General features: G+C 64.0%; 19 protein-coding genes. 16 read left to right on the top strand and 3 right to left on the bottom strand.

Going from position 1 to position 17,626, the window contains the following annotated elements; genetic code table 11:
• Positions 1 to 57 precede the first annotated feature (57 nt).
• The gene (locus PspTeo4_RS03740; RefSeq protein WP_322362382.1) at positions 58 to 309 is read left to right on the top strand and encodes a hypothetical protein; all 252 of its coding nucleotides are present in this window, start codon (positions 58 to 60) and stop codon (positions 307 to 309) included.
• Here PspTeo4_RS03740 and PspTeo4_RS03735 read toward each other — a convergent pair.
• Positions 299 to 934: a glutathione S-transferase gene (locus PspTeo4_RS03735; protein ID WP_322362381.1), complete on the bottom strand. Its 636-nt coding sequence runs from the start codon at positions 932 to 934 to the stop codon at positions 299 to 301. The two genes, PspTeo4_RS03740 and PspTeo4_RS03735, sit on opposite strands and share 11 nt — an antisense overlap.
• A 174-nt stretch (positions 935 to 1,108) precedes the next feature.
• Between PspTeo4_RS03735 and PspTeo4_RS03730 the strand changes: the two genes are divergently transcribed.
• Positions 1,109 to 1,639, top strand: a complete 531-nt coding sequence (locus tag PspTeo4_RS03730; RefSeq protein WP_322362380.1) for a GNAT family protein — start codon at positions 1,109 to 1,111, stop codon at positions 1,637 to 1,639.
• A 100-nt stretch (positions 1,640 to 1,739) separates the two neighbouring features.
• On the top strand, positions 1,740 to 2,057 hold the full coding sequence (locus PspTeo4_RS03725; protein ID WP_322362379.1) for a DUF2388 domain-containing protein: 318 nt from the start codon (positions 1,740 to 1,742) through the stop codon (positions 2,055 to 2,057).
• 372 nt (positions 2,058 to 2,429) lie between these two features.
• Here PspTeo4_RS03725 and PspTeo4_RS03720 read toward each other — a convergent pair whose 3' ends face one another.
• Positions 2,430 to 3,413, bottom strand: coding sequence for a LysR family transcriptional regulator (locus tag PspTeo4_RS03720; protein ID WP_322362378.1), 984 nt, complete (start codon positions 3,411 to 3,413; stop codon positions 2,430 to 2,432).
• 153 nt (positions 3,414 to 3,566) lie between these two features.
• On the opposite strand from PspTeo4_RS03720, the gene PspTeo4_RS03715 reads away from it, so the two are divergent.
• From PspTeo4_RS03715 to PspTeo4_RS03660, 12 genes are all read left to right on the top strand, one after another.
• Positions 3,567 to 4,862, top strand: a complete 1,296-nt coding sequence (locus PspTeo4_RS03715; RefSeq protein ID WP_322362377.1) for an MFS transporter — start codon at positions 3,567 to 3,569, stop codon at positions 4,860 to 4,862.
• A gap of 13 nt (positions 4,863 to 4,875) precedes the next feature.
• Positions 4,876 to 5,631 carry a class II aldolase/adducin family protein gene (locus tag PspTeo4_RS03710; RefSeq protein WP_322362376.1) on the top strand — a complete coding sequence of 252 codons (756 nt, stop codon included), beginning with the start codon at positions 4,876 to 4,878 and terminating at the stop codon, positions 5,629 to 5,631.
• Positions 5,628 to 6,557, top strand: coding sequence for a glyoxylate/hydroxypyruvate reductase A (locus PspTeo4_RS03705; RefSeq protein WP_322362374.1), 930 nt, complete (start codon positions 5,628 to 5,630; stop codon positions 6,555 to 6,557). Before PspTeo4_RS03710 ends, PspTeo4_RS03705 begins: the two co-directional genes overlap by 4 nt.
• A gap of 140 nt (positions 6,558 to 6,697) precedes the next feature.
• Positions 6,698 to 8,023 carry an MFS transporter gene (locus PspTeo4_RS03700; RefSeq protein ID WP_322362372.1) on the top strand — a complete coding sequence of 442 codons (1,326 nt, stop codon included), beginning with the start codon at positions 6,698 to 6,700 and terminating at the stop codon, positions 8,021 to 8,023.
• Between the two features lie 66 nt (positions 8,024 to 8,089).
• Positions 8,090 to 9,397: an OprD family porin gene (locus tag PspTeo4_RS03695; protein ID WP_322362371.1), complete on the top strand. Its 1,308-nt coding sequence runs from the start codon at positions 8,090 to 8,092 to the stop codon at positions 9,395 to 9,397.
• A 58-nt stretch (positions 9,398 to 9,455) separates the two neighbouring features.
• A complete protein-coding gene (locus PspTeo4_RS03690; RefSeq protein ID WP_322362370.1) occupies positions 9,456 to 9,845 on the top strand; it encodes a RidA family protein in 390 nt (129 codons plus the stop codon).
• On the top strand, positions 9,842 to 10,483 hold the full coding sequence (locus tag PspTeo4_RS03685) for an RraA family protein (RefSeq protein ID WP_322362369.1): 642 nt from the start codon (positions 9,842 to 9,844) through the stop codon (positions 10,481 to 10,483). The genes PspTeo4_RS03690 and PspTeo4_RS03685 overlap by 4 nt, the downstream gene beginning before the upstream one ends.
• 103 nt (positions 10,484 to 10,586) lie before the next feature.
• On the top strand, positions 10,587 to 12,086 hold the full coding sequence (gene glcD, locus PspTeo4_RS03680) for a glycolate oxidase subunit GlcD (protein ID WP_322362368.1): 1,500 nt from the start codon (positions 10,587 to 10,589) through the stop codon (positions 12,084 to 12,086).
• Positions 12,086 to 13,138, top strand: coding sequence for a glycolate oxidase subunit GlcE (gene glcE / locus PspTeo4_RS03675; protein WP_322362367.1), 1,053 nt, complete (start codon positions 12,086 to 12,088; stop codon positions 13,136 to 13,138). The genes glcD and glcE overlap by 1 nt, the downstream gene beginning before the upstream one ends.
• Before the next feature lie 9 nt (positions 13,139 to 13,147).
• Complete coding sequence (gene glcF / locus PspTeo4_RS03670; RefSeq protein ID WP_322362366.1) at positions 13,148 to 14,383, top strand: glycolate oxidase subunit GlcF; 1,236 nt, start codon at positions 13,148 to 13,150, stop codon at positions 14,381 to 14,383.
• Complete coding sequence (locus PspTeo4_RS03665; RefSeq protein WP_322362365.1) at positions 14,376 to 14,774, top strand: heme-binding protein; 399 nt, start codon at positions 14,376 to 14,378, stop codon at positions 14,772 to 14,774. The genes glcF and PspTeo4_RS03665 overlap by 8 nt, the downstream gene beginning before the upstream one ends.
• 188 nt (positions 14,775 to 14,962) lie before the next feature.
• A protein-coding gene (locus PspTeo4_RS03660) for an IS3 family transposase (protein WP_322362364.1) occupies positions 14,963 to 16,320 on the top strand; the annotation gives its coding sequence in 2 pieces (ribosomal slippage) (positions 14,963 to 15,431 and positions 15,431 to 16,320; 1,359 coding nt in all).
• Between the two features lie 90 nt (positions 16,321 to 16,410).
• Here PspTeo4_RS03660 and PspTeo4_RS03655 read toward each other — a convergent pair.
• Complete coding sequence (locus tag PspTeo4_RS03655; protein ID WP_322362363.1) at positions 16,411 to 16,998, bottom strand: flavin reductase family protein; 588 nt, start codon at positions 16,996 to 16,998, stop codon at positions 16,411 to 16,413.
• Positions 16,999 to 17,231: 233 nt separating this feature from the next.
• Here PspTeo4_RS03655 and PspTeo4_RS03650 point away from each other — a divergent pair, with 233 nt between their 5' ends.
• Positions 17,232 to 17,570, top strand: a complete 339-nt coding sequence (locus tag PspTeo4_RS03650) for a hypothetical protein (RefSeq protein ID WP_322362362.1) — start codon at positions 17,232 to 17,234, stop codon at positions 17,568 to 17,570.
• Positions 17,571 to 17,626: the final 56 nt, after the last annotated feature.

Here is a 17,626-nt window from a genome sequence, read left to right as displayed (position 1 = left end):
CAATAACCTTGCCCCATTGATTCGACCAACCTGAACGCCGAGTCCTGGAGCCCTTCGATGAACACCACCGCCCGCCTGTTGCTCGCAGCCCTCACCACACTCGGCGTCGCCCTGCTGAGCGGCTGTGCCAACCACCCCGAACTGCGCCCATACACTGCGCAGGAAACCCTGCAATTGCAGCTGGAGGGCCTGCAACGCCAAGGCCTGTCGATGGATGAGTACGAACAGCGTCGGCGGGTGATCCTGCGCGCCGCCACCCCGCAAGCGGTAACCGAAGTGACCGGCGCACAGCCTGCGATCAGTGGCTGACCGGAGCTTTCTGGGGCATCAGTTCGTAGGGGTGCTTCCACCCTGGCAACGCCTTGATGCGCGCTTTCCAGGCTTCGATGTGGGTGAACTCGGCAAGCGCGATACCGGTGTCTTCGGGCATGAACACATAGCCTGCCAATGACAGGTCGGCGATGGTCAGGCGTGCGCCCACCATGAACGGGGTCGTGGCCAGGTGCGCATCGACGATCTTGTACGCCGCCGTTGCCCGCTCGCGCAGGAACCGGGTCACGTCCGTTTCGCCGGTTTTCTTCAGGCAGAACAGAAAACGCAGCGCCGCGTAGTAGCTGGTGAACTTGTGGTTGTCGAACAGCATCCAGCGCCAGATTTCGCGTTTTTCGTCTTCGTCCTGGCCGCCGAACTGGCCAGTGTGTTGGGCGAGATAGTCCAGAATCAGGGCCGATTGGGTAAACGTCTGGCCAGCGTGCTCCAAAACGGGCACTTCGCCCTGCTCGTTGACCTCGTCCCGCCAGACCTGGTCACGCGTCTGGCCGTTGAAGAAGTCGACGAACACCGGTTGCCAGTCCTGGCCGGTCAACTCAAGCATCAACGCCACCTTGTAGGCGTTGCCGGATTCAGCGAAGCAGTGCAACTTGTATTCGGACATGGCGGACCTTCATTTTCCCTTGAATGATCGGTGATCCGGGCCTGCACCCAGGCTTGCGAGCAAATCACGTCCAGATCGCCAGCGTCAATGCTCGGTGGCGCTCGCGAACCTCCACGTGAAAAGCACCGCCACGCTGTGGTTAGATTCACCGTCACACACTGCCAGGATGGCCCCATGCCCTACCCTTCTTTACCCCGCACCGTTGCCACCGAACGCACCCGCCTCTGCCGCCCGATACCGGACATCGCGCCCCAATTGCACAAGGCGTTGCTGCGCAGCTACGCCCTGCACCAGACGTTCCTGGCCTGGGCCAAGCCTGACTGGACGCTGGAGGAAGTGCGCGAAAGCCTTGAGGTGAGCGCTGAACAGTTTCTCGACCCTGCTGCCGAAAAGCGCTACTTCGTGCTGACCCCGGACAGCGCCGACGTGGTTGGTTGCATCGGCCTTCGCCCAGGCCAGGATGGGTACGAAGTGGGTTACTGGGCCAGCCAGGACTACTGCGGGCAAGGCTTGATGGGCGAGGCACTGACGGGCCTGCTGGAGGCAGTGGACTCGCCTGTCTGGCTTACCACCGACCTGGCCAACAGCGCCAGCCAGCGGCTGGCCGAACGCGTGGGGTTCACACGGGAAGGCGATGTGCTCGTCGGGCAGGACCCGGGCACGCCACACGCGCTTTACCGACGCCTGCGCAGCGGTTGCCGCTGAATCGCTCGGCACGCTGGGCGATGGAACTACTGCCGGTCCTGAACCCTCTTAAAGATTGAGTGCCAATCCCTTTGGGCTTCAAGCTTTTGGAGAACACGCTATGCGCAAACTACTCCTTGCCCCTGCACTGCTGCTCCTGCTGCCTGCCGGAGCCGCCCTGGCCAAAGTCGATGCGGGTGATGTCGCCACCTCGGCCGGTATTTCCGCTTCGCTGTACTCGACCTTCAAGGATGACAAACGGATCATCCCTGCCCGCGACGAGCTCTCTGCCTTCGTCGCCAGCGGTGGCGCGATTCGCGGCGCCTATGTGGAGTCGGCGCTGGAACAGGCTCGCAAGGACCATCCTGGCCTGCAGGCCAGCGATGAAGAGCTGGCGCGCGCCATTCTGTCCCAGGATGACCCGGTCGCCGATCATTGACCGGCGCGGGCGAGATCACACTGGGTAGCGGTGGTCCGCAAAAAAGGTTCTTCACGGAGTCTTGGGAGGGGCTTCGAAGTGCCTGCCTTGGGTTTGGAGGTGATGCGTGGATCGAGCGCCGCCCGCGCGGCGCATCGCGAGCAAGGCTCGCTCCTACGTTTGTTTACGGCCAATAACGCCTGTGACAGGCGCGCGCGACCGCCTTGTTTGTACGACGCGATATCGCGCCATGCGCGAAAGCGTTCGCGCGCATTTGGCGCAGGCATAACTGGCCCGAAACAAACGTAGGAGCGAGCCTTGCTCGCGATGCGCCGCGCGGGCGGCGCTCGATCTGCCAAGCACCGAATATGGTGTGACAAGCCCCGCGTTTTTTCAGGCCGTACCGCCATCCAGCGTCGCCAACCGATGCTGGAAACTTTCCAGAAACACGCTCTCAGCCACCGTGAGCCGCTGCTCGCGGTTCCACAGCAGCAGCAAATCCACATCGACGATGCCTTCGGCAGGCGGCAAACGCCACAGCAGCCCCTGCTCGATGTCGCGCTGCACCAGGTGCTCGGGCAGGCAGCCAATGCCGAAACCGGCACACACCAAACGGTGGATTTCCTCGAAGTTGGACGACGATGCCACGATACGCCCAGTAAAACCCTGCTGGTCCCTGAACATGGCCAGGGGCGACAGGTTGCCGCCCAGCTGATCACTGACGAAGCTCACGAAGCTGTCACCCTGCATGTCCTCCAGCGCCACATCGGTGCGGCCAAACAGGCGATGGCGGCGGCCGCAGTAGAACGCGTAACGCTGGCGCAGCAACTGGCGTTGCTCCAACTTGGGCTGGGGAATGCGGCACAGGCCAAGGCCGGCGGTAGCGGTTTTCTGCAACAGCGAGCTGATGATGTCGGCACTGCGCAGCACCTCGATTTCCAGCTCCACCCGTGGATGGGCTTCGTGGAAGTCGGCCAGGAACTCGTCGTAAAGCGCGGACTGCACCCGACTGATGGTCAGCAGCCTTACCTTACCCGCCACGGCATCGCTGCGCTGCTCCACCGCCGCGCTGATGCGCGATACATCGCCATAGATGTCGGTGGCGATACGCAGCACTTCCTCGCCCGCCGCCGTCAGGTCAAAGCGCGGGCCACGGCGCAAAATCAGCGCACATTCCAGCTGTTCCTCCAGCCTCCTGAGCGCCTGGCTCACCGCCGACTGGGTAATGTGCAGGCGTGCCGCAGCCCGGCTGATGCTGCCTTCCTGGCCAATCACCAGGTAGGTGCGCAGCAGGTTCCAATCCAGGCGGTCGTTGAGAAATCGCCGGCCCTCCCATTTGTTGACCAAAGCGTCAGATCGCGAGTTCGGTGGGTTCATCCTGGCCTCTAGTAGTAGCGCTGCTAATACCACGGATAAGAATTAGCAAATTGACTAATCATAGCCCCAGGGCGATAAAACCCGAAAGCGCCAGAGAGCGCGACCGGCTTAGCCAGACCAGAACCCTGCCTATAACTCCAAGAAGGGCCTTGCATGCAAACCTCCAACCAGCCGCGTCGTGCGGCGGCGGCCGCGTTCGTCGGCACCACCATCGAATTCTACGATTTCTACATCTACGCCACGGCGGCGGCGCTGGTGCTTGGCCAGGTCTTCTTCCCCAGCAGCAACCCTTTGCTCAGCACCCTGGCGGCGTTCGGCACCTTCGCCGTGGGCTTCATCGCCCGCCCAATGGCCGGCATGGTGTTCGGCCACCTGGGCGACCGCCTGGGGCGCAAGCAGATGTTGCTGGTGACCATGCTGCTGATGGGCCTTGCCACCACCGGCATCGGCTTGCTACCCAGCTACGCCACTGCCGGCATCTGGGCCCCCATCGGCCTGGTCGTGCTGCGCCTGATCCAGGGTATTTCGGTGGGCGGCGAATGGGGCGGCGCGGTGCTGATGGCCAGCGAACATGCCCCGGCCAAGCGCAAGGTGTTCTACGCCTCGTTCGCCCAGCTGGGCAGCCCGGCAGGCCTGTTGCTGGCACTGATCGCATTTCGCCTGGTGTCGATGCTCGACCAGGACGACTTCCTCAGCTGGGGCTGGCGCCTGCCGTTCCTGGCCAGCGGTGTGCTGATGCTGGTCGGCCTGGCCATTCGTTTCGGTGCCGAAGAATCGCCTGAGTTCAAGGCGGCCAAGGCCAAGCAGGAAGTGGTCAAGTACCCGGTGCTGGAAGTGGTACGTGATTGCTGGAAGCAGATTGTATTCGCCGCCCTGGCGGTGACCATCGGTTCGGCCGGGTTCTTCTTCACCAACACCTTCATGATCACCTACGTCACCACGTACCAGGGTATCCCTCGGTCGACCATCCTCGACTGCCTGTTCCTGGTGACCATCCTGCAGTTCCTGACCCAGCCGCTGGCCGCGCTGCTGGCCGAGCGCCTCGGCGAGGGCCGCTTCCTCAAGCTGGTGGCGCTGCTGTGCATGGCCGTGCCCTACCCGATGTTCCTGCTGGTCGGCACCCAGAACCTGGTGCTGATGACCCTCGGCATCGCCTTGGCGGTGGTCACTCTCTCGGCGCTGTACGCGGTCATTGCCGGCTACATGTCCCAAGCCTTCCCGGCGCACCTGCGCTACTCGGGCATCTCCCTGGCCTACCAGCTGATCTGCGCCCTGGCCGGTGGTAGTACGCCGATCATCGGCACCTTGCTGGCGGACCGTTTCGCCGGCCAGTGGATGCCGTTGGCGCTGTTCTTCACCTTCTTGTCCGCCCTTTCTCTGATCGGTGTCTGTGGCCTCGCGCGCCTGCGCGGCGAAGGCCAACAGCCCGAAGCCGTCATCGCTCGCTAAACCAGGAGTTTTCATGAGCAAGCCACACAACATCAGCGATGCCGAATGGCAGGCACGTTGCGAACTGGCCGCGCTGTACCGAATGGTCGCGCACTTTCGCATGACCGACCTGATCGACACCCACATCACCCTGCGTATTCCGGGGCCTGAGCATCACTTTCTGATCAACCGCTATGGAGTGATCTTCGACCGCATGCGGGCCAGCGACCTGGTGCGCATCGACCAGCATGGCAACGTGGTGGACGAGGCCTTCGGCGAGCGTCGGGTAAATGCCGCAGGCTTCGTGATCCACTCGGCGATCCACATGGCCCGCCCCGATATGCACTGCGTGATCCACACCCACACCGCCGCTGGCATCGCCGTGTCGGCCCAGGAGCACGGGCTGCTGCCGATCAGCCAGCATGCGCTGAAGTTCTACGGCAAGCTGGCCTACCACCAGTACGAGGGCATTGCCCTGTCGCTGGACGAGCGCGAACGGCTGATCGCCGACCTGGGGCCACACAAGGCGATGATCCTGCGCAACCACGGCCTGTTGGCCGGCGGTAGCAGCGTGGCGGCGGCGTTTCATGAAATCCACTTCCTCGAACGCGCCTGCCAGGCGCAGATCCAGGCATTGGCTGGCAACAGCAAGCTGGTGTACCCGTCCGAAGAAGTGTGCCGCCACACCGCTGCGCAGTTTGAACGCGACGAGTCGGCGCAGATCGTCGACTTGAGCTGGAATGCTGCTTTGACCCTGATCGAACACCAACGCGAGTCGTATTGCTCATGAAACCGCTGGTATTGCTCTCGACCGACCCGGTGCTGCTCGGCCAACTGCAGTCGGCCTTCGCCCGCAGCGCCCCGCAGGTGCCGGTGGTGCTGGCCGATGACCCGGCTGCGTGCGAGGCCGAAGTGGCCGCCTGCTGGTTCCCACCGGCCGGCAGCCTGGGCGCGCTGCCCAACCTCAAGCTGATCCACTCGGTGGCCGCCGGTGTAGACCACCTGGCCAACGACCCGCATCTGCCAGCGCTGCCGATCTGCCGCGTGGTCGACCCGGCGCACCGCCAGGGCATGGCCGAATACGTACGCTGGGCCGTGACCCATTACCACCGCGACTTCGACCTGGCCATGGCGCAGCAGCAACGCCAACAGTGGTTGCGCCACCCGCAACGGCCGGCCGGCGACTTCCATGTAGGCATCATGGGCCTGGGTTCGCTGGGCGGTGCGATCGCCACCGAGCTGGCCGCCGCCGGTTACGCGGTTCGCGGCTGGGCACGCAGCGAAAAACGCCTGGATGCCGTGCGCACGTTCGCCGGCCCGGCCGAGTTCGACGGTTTCCTCGATGGCCTCGACCTGCTGGTGAACCTGCTGCCACTCACCGCTGCCACCCGCGGCATTCTCTGCCGCGATACGTTCCAGGCCCTGGCCCCGGGCGCGGCAGTGGTGAACTGCGGGCGCGGCCAGCACCTGCAGGCCGACGACCTGATCGCGGCAGTCAGCAGCGGCCGGTTGCGCGGCGCAGTGCTGGATGTGTTCGAGAAGGAACCGCTACCGCTGGACAATCGCCTGTGGACCACCCCAGGCATCGTCATCACCCCACACATGGCGTCCTGCGCCTCCCACGCCTGCATCGCCCAGCAGGTCGCTGAAAACGTTCGCCGCCTGGAGGCCGGCGAACCGCTGCTGAACCGGGTCGACCCCACCTTAGGTTACTGACCGCCCCTGCTCTACCCCAGGCGCCCGACAACGTGAACCGTCGGGCGTCCCGGGCACGCTTTGCCCGAAAAACAACAACTACACGCGACACCTTCAACTGCCAAGAACAACGAGAACCCATCATTCGGGAGAAAATGGCAATGACCAGTCCTGCGTACACCGAGGTTGCCGACGTGCAACCACAACGCACCGCCGATATGAAAAAAGTCGCGGTGGCCAGCGTAATCGGTACCACCGTCGAGTGGTATGACCTGTTCCTCTTCGCCACGGCCTCGGCCCTGGTGTTCAACAAGATCTTCTTCCCAGGCTTCGACCCGTTGGTCGGCACCCTGCTGGCCTTCGGCACCTTCGCCTCGGCCTACGGCGCGCGGATCATCGGCGCGGCGCTGTTCGGCCACTTCGGCGACCGCCTGGGGCGCAAGTCGATGCTGTTGATCTCGCTGCTGACCATGGGCGCGGCGACCTTCGCCATCGGCCTGCTGCCAAGCTACCAGTCAGTGGGCATCTGGGCGCCGATCATGCTGCTGACCCTGCGCATCATCCAGGGCCTGGCGCTGGGTGGCGAATGGGGCGGCGCGGTGTTGATGGCGGTGGAGCATGCGCCGAAACACCAGCGCGGGCTGTATGGCTCGTGGGTACAGATTGGCGTACCAGCGGGCACGATGCTGGCCAACCTGGTGTTCCTGCTGTTCGCCACCACCCTGAGCAACGAGCAGTTGCTGGACTGGGGCTGGCGCGTGCCGTTCCTGCTCAGTGTGCTGCTGATCGCGCTGGGGCTGTACATTCGCCTGAACATCCATGAAACACCTTCGTTCAAGGCGGTGGAACACAAAGGCACGCAGGTCAAGGTGCCGCTGCTGGAGGTGATGCGCAAGTACTGGAAGCAAGTGCTGCTGGGCGGCGTGGCGACCATGTCCACCGGCACCTCGTATAACCTGATCGTGGCCTTCGGCCTCACCTACGGCACCCAGACCCTGGGCTTCAGCCGCGGCGAAATGCTCACGGTGGTGCTGGTGTCCTGCGCGGCTTGCATCGCCCTGCTGCCATTCTTCGGCGCGCTGTCCGACCGGGTCGCGCGCAAGCCGATCATCATCGGCGGGATCATCGCCGAAGCCTTGGTGGCGTTCCCGATGTTCTGGCTGATGGACACCAAAGTGCTGGGCCTGGTGTTCGCCGGCTACCTGCTGCTGATGACCGCCTTCGCCGCCAACTACGGCCCCATCGCCACCTTCCTGGCCGAACTGTTCGGCACCCGGGTGCGCTATTCGGGGCTGTCGATCAGCTACATGCTCTCGGGCCTTCTGGGCAGCGCAGCCACGCCGCTGGTGACCACCGCCCTGCTGTCGATGACCGGCAAGGGCTCGTCCATCGCCTGGTACATGATCGGCTCGGCGGTCGTCTCGCTGATCGCCCTGCTGCTGCTCACCGAAACCTTCAAGCGGGATATCGACACCGCGCGGCATTGAGCCGCCCCGAACCGAGTGCCCGTCGTGCGGGCGGGCCCCTTCACTTTCCGTTTGCAGAGTTTATCGATGAACAAGTACCTGATCACCGCAGGCGCGCTTGCGCTGTCCCCGTTCGCCCAGGCCGAGCTGGTCAAAGACAGCCATGCCACCTTGGGCCTGCGCAATTTCTACTTCAGCAACGACTTTCGCGACCAGGCCGGCAGCCTTGGGCAGAGCAAGACCGAGGAATGGGCGCAGGCGTTCGTGCTCGACTTCAAGTCCGGTTACACCGACGGCCCCGTGGGCGTGGGGCTGGATGCCCTGGGCCTGATGGGCGTGACACTCGACAGCGGCGCAGGCCGCCATCGCGGCAGCAGCATGATCCCCGATGACGGCGACGGCGCCGCCAACCAGTGGAGCCGCCTGGGCCTGACCGCCAAGCTGAAGGTGTCCAACACCGAGCTTCGCCACGGCACGTTGCTGCCCAAGCTGCCGGTGCTGACCTACAACGACGGCCGCCTGCTGCCGCAAACCTTCGAAGGCACCCAGCTGACCTCCAGCGAGCTCGACGGCCTGACCTTGACCGGCGGGCGCCTGAACCGCGCCACCGGGCGAGGTTCCAGCGACCGCACGGGCCTGGCGATTGCCGGGGGCAGCCGCGAGAGCGACCAGTTCCTGTTCGCCGGCGGCGACTACCAGATCGGCAAACAGCTCACCGCCCAGTACTACTTCGCCAATCTCGAGGACTACTACAACCAGCACTTCCTCGGCCTGATCCATACCCTGCCCCTCGCCGAAGGGCAGACACTGAAAACCGAGCTGCGCTACTTCCGCACCACCGCCGACGGCGCCAACGACAGCGCTGCCGGGCGTGCGGCCGGTTACCGGGTGGGCGGCTTCACCGACGATGGTGACGGCAAGCTCGACAACCACACCTGGAGCGCGGCCCTCACCTACGCCGTTCAGGGTCATGCCCTGATGGCGGGCTATCAGGAAGTGTCCGATGCCAGCAACTTCGTGCAGCCGAACCAGGGTTCGCTGGCCGGCAAGGGCTCGGGCGGCGCCAGCCTGTACCTGCACACCGACCGCATGCTCGCCAGCTTCAACCGCGCCGGCGAGCGTACCGCCTTCGCCCAGTACAGCTACGACTTTGCCGCAGCCGGTGTGCCGGGCCTGAAGTTCTCGCTGATGTACCTCAAGGGTGACGACATTCGCACCACTTCGGGCCATGACGCCTCCGAGTGGGAGCGCGACCTGGGCCTGGACTACGTGATCCAGAGTGGCGCCTTCAAAGGCCTGGGCCTGGCCTGGCGCCAAGGCCTGCTGCACTCGCAGATCGACCCCAACCAGGAACAGAACCGCCTGATCGTCAGCTACAGCCTGGCGCTGTTCTGACCCTGCCGCGTGCCGCCGTCGCGCGCGGCGGTACGCCCTACCCACACAAGGAGAAACCATGAAACGCATCCACGCAGCCCCCGGTACCATCAGCCCTGTAGGGCCTTATTCCCAAGCAGTCATCAGCGGCCATCTGGTGTTCACCGCAGGGCAGATCCCTTCGCTTGGCAGCTTTGACGAACAACCAGAGTCCTTCAAGGGCCAGGTGCGCCAGACCTTTGCCAACCTCGCCGCCATTCTGGAAACCGCCGGCTCCAGCCTGTCGCACATCGTCAAGGTCAACGCCTACCTCACCGACCCGGCCCAGCTGGAGCCGTTCAACGAGGTGTACCGCGAAATCCTCGGCCACGCGCCGCCCGCCCGCACCACTGTGTGCGTGCAACTGTGGGGCGTGAGCCTGGAAATCGACTGCGTTGCCGAACTGATCGCCAAGGAGAATGGACAATGAACCTCGACCACCTGATGGCCCAATTGCGTGAAGTGAGCTTTGCCACCCTCGGGCACTTTCTTGAACGTGGGTTCGTCAGCCATGAGATTCGCGCCATGGTCCCGGGCGGTCGCATTGTCGGCCGTGCCGTGACCCTGCGCCTGGCCGAAGCCGATGCCTGTGCGGTGAACCGCGCGCTGATCAGCCTTGTGCCGGGCGATGTGCTGGTGATCGACATGGCCGGCGACCATTCCCATGCCTGTGTCGGCGCTGTGACCCAATGTGCAGCGCGCTGTGCGGGGGCCGTGGGCATCGTCGTCGATGGGGTGGTCACCGACCTCAACGAACTGCGCACTGACCAATTGCCGGTGTTTGCCCGAGGCACCAGCCAGCTGACCACCAAGCTGGTGGGCGGCACGGCCAGCGAGCTGAACGTGCCGGTCAACTGTGGGGATGTGGTGGTGAGCCCGGGGGATCTGGTGTTGGCGGATGACAATGGTGTGGTGGCGTTGCCCGCCGACGCATTGGCTGCGGTCATTGAACGGGCGCTGGCGTCGGACCTGACAGAACCTGCACTGTTGCAGAGGCTTCGGTCAGGAGTCCCGTTGGCTGAAGTGCTAATGACGCAGCCACCCGGCCCAAACCTGGGGCGCACATAAACCCAGCAACGGACAGGAGCAGCTACCCTTACCCCCGGGCCAAGCCCCCCGGATGCGCACACTACACCGGGCATAATAATAAGCACTGCGCAGGGTACGCTCGATGAACATCCTCTACGACGAACGCCTCGACGGCCCGCTGCCCGTCATCGACAAGCCGGCCCTGCTGCAGGCCTTGCGCGAGGCACTGCCGGACCTCGAGGTGCTGCACCAGCCCGAAGACCTTAAACCTTACGAATGCGACGGCCTGTCGGCCTACCGCACCGTACCGCTGCTGGTGGTGCTGCCGGAGCGCCTGGAGCAGGTGCAGACCTTGCTCAAACTCTGCCACCAACGGGGTGTGCCGGTGGTGGCACGGGGTGCGGGCACCGGGTTGTCCGGGGGCGCCCTGCCCTTGAGCCAGGGGGTGCTGCTGGTGATGGCACGCTTCAATCGCATCCTTGAAATAAACCCCCAAGGCCGCTTTGCCCGGGTCCAACCCGGGGTGCGCAACCTGGCGATTTCCCAGGCGGCAGCGCCCCACGGCCTGTACTACGCACCAGACCCGTCTTCGCAGATCGCCTGCTCCATTGGCGGCAATGTCGCTGAAAACGCCGGTGGCGTGCACTGCCTGAAATACGGCCTGACCGTGCACAACCTGCTCAAGGTCGAAATCCTCACCGTCGAAGGTGAGCGCCTGACCTTGGGCAGCGATGCCCTGGACAGCCCGGGCTTCGACCTGCTGGCGCTGTTCACCGGCTCCGAAGGCATGCTCGGCATCGTCACCGAAGTGACCGTCAAGCTGTTGCCCAAACCCCAGGTGGCGCGGGTGCTGCTGGCCAGTTTCGACAGCGTCGAGGACGCCGGCCGGGCGGTGGCCGAGATCATCGCCGCCGGGATCATCCCTGGTGGCCTCGAAATGATGGACAACCTGGCGATTCGCGCCGCCGAGGACTTCATCCATGCCGGCTACCCGGTGGATGCGGCTGCGATCCTGCTGTGCGAGCTCGATGGGGTCGAGGCCGACGTGCACGACGACTGCGAACGCGTCGCTGCCGTGCTGGAACAAGCCGGTGCCCGCGAGGTGCGCCTGGCCTGTGACGAGGCCGAGCGGGTGCGCTTCTGGGCCGGGCGCAAGAACGCCTTCCCGGCGGTGGGGCGGATCTCGCCGGATTACTACTGCATGGACGGCACCATTCCGCGCCGCGAGCTACCACGGGTACTCAAGGGCATCGCCGAACTGTCGCGGGAGTATGGCCTGCGCGTGGCCAACGTATTCCATGCCGGTGACGGCAACATGCACCCGCTGATTCTGTTCGATGCCAACCTGCCGGGCGAGCTGGAGCGCGCCGAGGCCGTTGGCGGACGGATTCTGGAGTTGTGCGTGGCGGTGGGCGGCTCGATCACCGGTGAGCACGGTGTGGGCCGGGAAAAGATCAACCAGATGTGCGCACAGTTCAACAGCGACGAAATCACCCTGTTCCATGCGGTGAAGGCCGCGTTCGATCCCAAGGGCCTGCTCAACCCCGGCAAGAACATTCCCACCCTGCACCGCTGCGCCGAATTCGGCGCGATGCATGTGCACCATGGCCAACTGCCCTTCCCCGAACTGGAGCGTTTCTGATGAGCATGGACCGCGACCTCAGCCAGGACCTGCTGGAGCAGGTCAACCAGGCACTTAACCTGGGCACCGCGCTAAGCATCCAGGGCGGCAACAGCAAGGCCATGCTTGGCCGCCAGGTGGCCGGGGAAATCGTCGACACCCGTGGCCATCGCGGCATCGTCAGCTACGACCCGACCGAACTGGTGCTCACCGCCCGGGCCGGCACACCACTGCGCGAGATCGAGGCGGCGCTGCATGAAGCCGGGCAGATGCTGCCCTGCGAACCGCCCCATCTGGGGGATGGAGCCACCCTCGGCGGCATGGTCGCGGCGGGGCTGTCCGGGCCACGGCGGCCGTGGGCCGGCTCGGTGCGCGACTATGTGCTGGGCACACGGGTGATCACCGGCCACGGCAAGCTGCTGCGCTTTGGTGGCGAAGTGATGAAGAACGTTGCCGGTTACGACGTTTCACGGCTGATGGCCGGCAGTTTCGGTTGCCTGGGCCTGCTTACCGAGGTGTCGCTGAAAGTGCTGCCACGCCCTCGGCAATGCCTGAGCCTGCGCCTGCCCATGACGCGCCACCAGGCCCTGGCGGAACTGGCCGAATGGGGCCAGCAACCGCTGCCGATCAGCGCCGCCTGCCACGACGGCGACGCGCTGTACCTGCGCCTGGAAGGCGGCAAAGGCTCGGTGCAGTCGGCCCGCCAACGCCTGGGTGGCGAGGTGCTCGACAGCCGGTTCTGGAGCGACCTGCGTGAGCAGCGCCTGGCCTTCTTCAAGGCCCCGGCACCGCTGTGGCGCCTGTCGCTGCCCACTGCCACTGGTGAACTGCAGTTGCCGGGCGAGCAGCTCATCGACTGGGGCGGTGCGCAGCGCTGGCTCAAATCCACCGCCCCAGCGGCGCTGATTCGTGAGCAGGTGGCCAAGGTCGGCGGCCATGCCACCGGCTATGCAACGGGCGATGACAGCAGCGCACCACTGCCGGCTGCGCTGATGCGCTACCACCGCGCCCTGAAGCAACAGCTCGACCCTCAGGGGGTGTTCAACCCTGGCCGTCTGTACCCGAACCTGTGAGGCCACGCCATGCAAACCAATCTGAGCGAAGCCTCCAAACGCCTGGCCCGCGCCGATGAGGCCGAAAGCATCCTGCGCTCGTGCGTGCACTGTGGCTTCTGCACTGCCACCTGCCCCACCTACCAGTTGCTTGGCGATGAGCTGGACGGGCCGCGCGGGCGTATCTACCTGATCAAGCAGGTGCTCGAAGGCGCCCCGGTAACAGCCCACACGCAACAGCACCTGGACCGCTGCCTGACCTGCCGCAACTGCGAAACCACCTGCCCCTCGGGGGTGAAATACCACGACCTGCTGGACATCGGCCGCGCCGTGGTCGAACAGCAGGTGCCCCGCCCGCTCGGTCAGCGTTTGCTGCGCCAGGGCCTGCGGGCAGTCGTGCCACGCCCGGCGCTGTTCAAGGCCCTGAGCCGCACCGGCCAGGCGCTGCGCCCGTTACTGCCAGCAGCGCTCAAGCAAAAGCTGCCGTTGCAAGTCGCCGCCCCCGGCGAGCGCCCGGCACCGCGCCATGCCCGCAAGGTATTGCTGCTGGAAGGCTGCGTGCAACCGGCGCTGTCGCCCAACACCAACGCGGCCGCTGCGCGGTTGCTGGACCGCCTGGGCATCAGTGTCGAGCCGGCGTTCGAAGCAGGCTGCTGCGGCGCGGTGGATTACCACCTCAACGCCCAGGAGCAAGGCCTGGAACGCGCACGGCGCAATATCGACGCCTGGTGGCCCGCCATCGAAGCCGGCGCCGAAGCCATCGTGCAGACCGCCAGCGGCTGTGGTGCGTTCGTGCGCGACTATGGCCACTTGCTGGAAAAAGACCCGCGCTACGCTGTCAAGGCCGCACGGGTCAGCGCCCTGTCACGGGACCTGGTGGAGGTTCTGCGCGATGAGCCGGTCGAGCGTCTAGGCCTGTGCGCCGAACAGCGGCTGGCCTTCCATTGCCCGTGCACCCTGCAGCATGCCCTCAAGCTCGGCGGCGCGGTCGAAAGCCTGCTGACGCGCCTGGGCTTCACCCTCACCCAGGTGCCGGACGGCCACTTGTGCTGTGGCTCGGCCGGCACCTATTCGCTGACCCAGCCAGCGCTGTCGCAACAGCTGCGCGACAACCGCCTCGACGCGCTGGAAAGCGGCAAACCGCAGATCATCGCCACCGCCAACATCGGCTGCCAGACCCACCTCGACGGGGCCGGGCGCACACCGGTGCGGCACTGGATCGAAATCGTCGAAGCTGCCTTGAATCAGGAGTCCCCCCATGCATAGCAAGTCCGTGATCGGCCAGGCCGAAGTCAGCCGCCTGCTCAACGCCGCCCGCCAGCACGCGCAGGCCAACCAGTGGAACGTGACCATCGCCGTGGTCGATGACGGCGGCCACCCGCTGGCCTTGGAGCGCATGGATGGCTGCGCCCCGGCCAGCGCCTACATCGCCATGGAAAAGGCCCGCAGCTCGGCGCTGGGGCGCAAGGAAACCCGCGATTACGAGCAGATGGTCAACGGCGGGCGCACCGCGTTCGTCACCGCGCCGCTGCTTACCAGCCTGGAAGGCGGCGTGCCGCTGCGGATCGACGGCCAGGTGGTGGGCGCCATTGGTGTTTCCGGGGTCAAGTCCGAGCAGGATGCCGAAGTGGCCAAGGCCGGGGCGGCGGCATTGTGATTGCCGATACCGGCCCTATCGCCGGCAAGCCGGCTCCCACATGGACCGCGACAACCTTGAGACCACCGCAGTACCTGTAGGAGCCGGCTTGCCGGCGATGAGGCCGGTACAGGCAGCACAAGACAGTTGCTCCCACATGGTGGACTGCCCCCAAGAAGTTGGACACAAATCCAACCCTTGGGGGATCTATGGGCAAGTACACCGAGCAGTTCAAGCTCGCTGCAATCACGACCTACCTAACTGGCAGTGATGGTTTCCGAAAGGTGGCCAGGCATTTCGGGCTCGATGTCAGTCTGTTGAGACGGTGGGTGGCGAGCCATCAGGCCAGTGCAGGTCTTGGCCCGCGATCACACGGACAGCGCTACAGCGATGACTTCAAGCGGCAGGTGTTGCAGTACATGCTGGAGCATCGGCTTTCGATGCGCCAAACGGCGGCACATTTTGGTTTAGGGCAATCTTCTCAGGTAGGCATCTGGCAGCGGCAATACTACAGTGGCAGCCCTACCGTCCTGACAGCTATTCAACAGAGAAAGCCGACCAACGTGGCCAAGAGAATCAAGCCAGCCAAACCCACGGACTCCAACGACACGGAGAAATCCCGAGAACAGCTGATGGCTGAACTCGAATACCTGCGCATGGAGAACGCTGTCCTAAAGGAGCTCAAAGCGCTGCGAGAGGAAAAGGAGCGAACACGGGCGAAAAAGCCCTGATTGTCTCCCAACTCAAACGCAGATTTCCGTTACCAGACCTTCTGGAATTAGTAGGCCTGGCGCGCAGCACGTTCTATTACCAGATCAAAAGCCAGCAGAAGCCGGACAAGCATGCCGCGCTCAACGAGTTGGTGCAGCGCGTTTATCACAAGGAGAGGGGGCTGTACGGCTATCGGCGTGTGGCGTTGGCGATCAGAAGCCAAGGGACCCTGGTCAACAAAAAAGTTATCGAACGGCTAATGGCTCGGCTCGGCCTGAAATCTGTGGTGCGCCCGAAAAAATACCGCTCCTACCGGGGGTGCGTCGGCAAAGTGGCCAAGAATCTGCTGGAACGCAATTTCATCGCTCAGCGACCTAACCAGAAATGGGTAACCGATGTCACTGAGTTCAAGGTAGCTCAGCAAAAGCTCTATCTGTCGCCAGTGTTGGACTTGTACAACGGAGAAATCATTGCCTATGAAACGGCCAGCCGGCCCAGCTATAGCTTGGTTGGAAATATGTTGGAGAAAGCTCTCAATCGCTTGGGAGAAAAGCCCAAGCTAGTGATCCACTCTGATCAAGGCTGGCACTACCAGCAAGCTCAATACCGCCACAAGCTCAATGAACGTGGCGTAAAGCAAAGCATGTCTCGCAAGGGCAATTGCCTGGACAATGCAGCTATGGAAAGCTTCTTCGGCACACTCAAGGCTGAATTTTTTTATCTGAAGCGATTTGAGAGTGTTGAGGAGCTGAAGGCAGGTCTGGAAGAGTACATCCATTACTACAACCATGACCGGATCAAACTGAAGCTCAATGGCCTGAGCCCTGTCGATTACAGGACTCAGGTCACTGGCTGAAACTGTCCAACTTTTGGGGGGCAGTCCATGGACCGCGACAACCTTGAGACCACCGCAGTACCTGTGGGAGCCGGCTTGCCGGCGAAGCAGTCAGTCTTGATCCTGCTGCCCGACCACCACCGGTTCACCAATGGCATAGAAATGCCCGCCCGCCACGTAATGAAGGCTACGCCACTGTGGGTCGGCATTCTCATAGGCCCAGTGCCCGTCGCGGAACACCCGGTCATCAGCCCAGGCCGCCACCACTTCGCCGATGAACAAGTCATAGGTGCTCTGGTTGTGCGGCTCGTCGATCACCCGGCACATCAACCAGGCCGAGCACCCTTGCACCAGGGGGGCGGCATAGCCTTCGACATGGGCCAGCTCGACACCGATGCTGGCCAGCTTGTCGGGTTGGTCGAACAGGCTGCGAGTGCCGACCTCATGGGTCAGCTCGGCTTGAGCGGCGGTGGGCACTTGGATCACGAACCAGCCGCTGCCCTCGACCAATTGCCGGGTGCGGGCAATCTTGTCCAGCACCACCGTGACCTTGGGCGGGTCGAAGTCCAGCGCGCAGGCCCAGGCTGCAGCCATGACGTTGTCCACCCCTGCATGGTTTGCCGACACCAGTACAGTCGGCCCGTGATTGAGCAGGCGGTAGGCCTTCTTCAGGTCGACGGCTTGAAAATGGCTGTTCATCGGTACTCCTCGGCAACGCGCTATCAAGCGAGGCATTGTGCCAAAGGGCCCTACGGCAATTCCAGCCGGACCGACGCGCATCAACAACGGCAAGTTCGGAAATTTCCCACGCAAGTAACGGACGCGTCTTACTTGTCGCCGCTACCCAGTGAAAACATGATCGGCACTGGATGAAACAAGGCCGCAAGGAACTCGCGGCCCGACCCCGCTCGCAATCCAGAGGATGCCCCCACATGCAGACATACCAGCGCGCAACGGCCGAACTGCGCAGCGCCCTGCGCGAACTGCTGGCGCATGACGTCAGCAACCCCGACGACGACCCGCACCTGTCGGGCGTACTGTTCTTCTGCTCCACCGATGAGCGCTCCCGACAACTGGTCGAACGTATCGAGCTGCTGGCCAGTGATGTGTTCTTCGACGCCAGTGGCCGCGCCATCAACCACCGCATGAACGCCGTCGCGGTGGAGGGGGTACGCATCAAGCAGAAGCGCAAGGCGCCGGCTGATGAAACGGTGATTCGCATCGCCCTGCCGGATAAAAGGTACATCACCGTGAGTACGGCGCGATTCTAGGGGCGCCGCGCAGTGCGGTATCCGCTATCCTGAGCACTCCTGCGCTCCGGACCCCA

Source organism: Pseudomonas sp. Teo4 (assembly GCF_034387475.1).
Lineage (GTDB): Bacteria > Pseudomonadota > Gammaproteobacteria > Pseudomonadales > Pseudomonadaceae > Aquipseudomonas.
The sequence above is the reverse complement of the archived record's forward strand: the minus strand, read 5'-3'. Positions and strand labels throughout refer to the sequence as shown.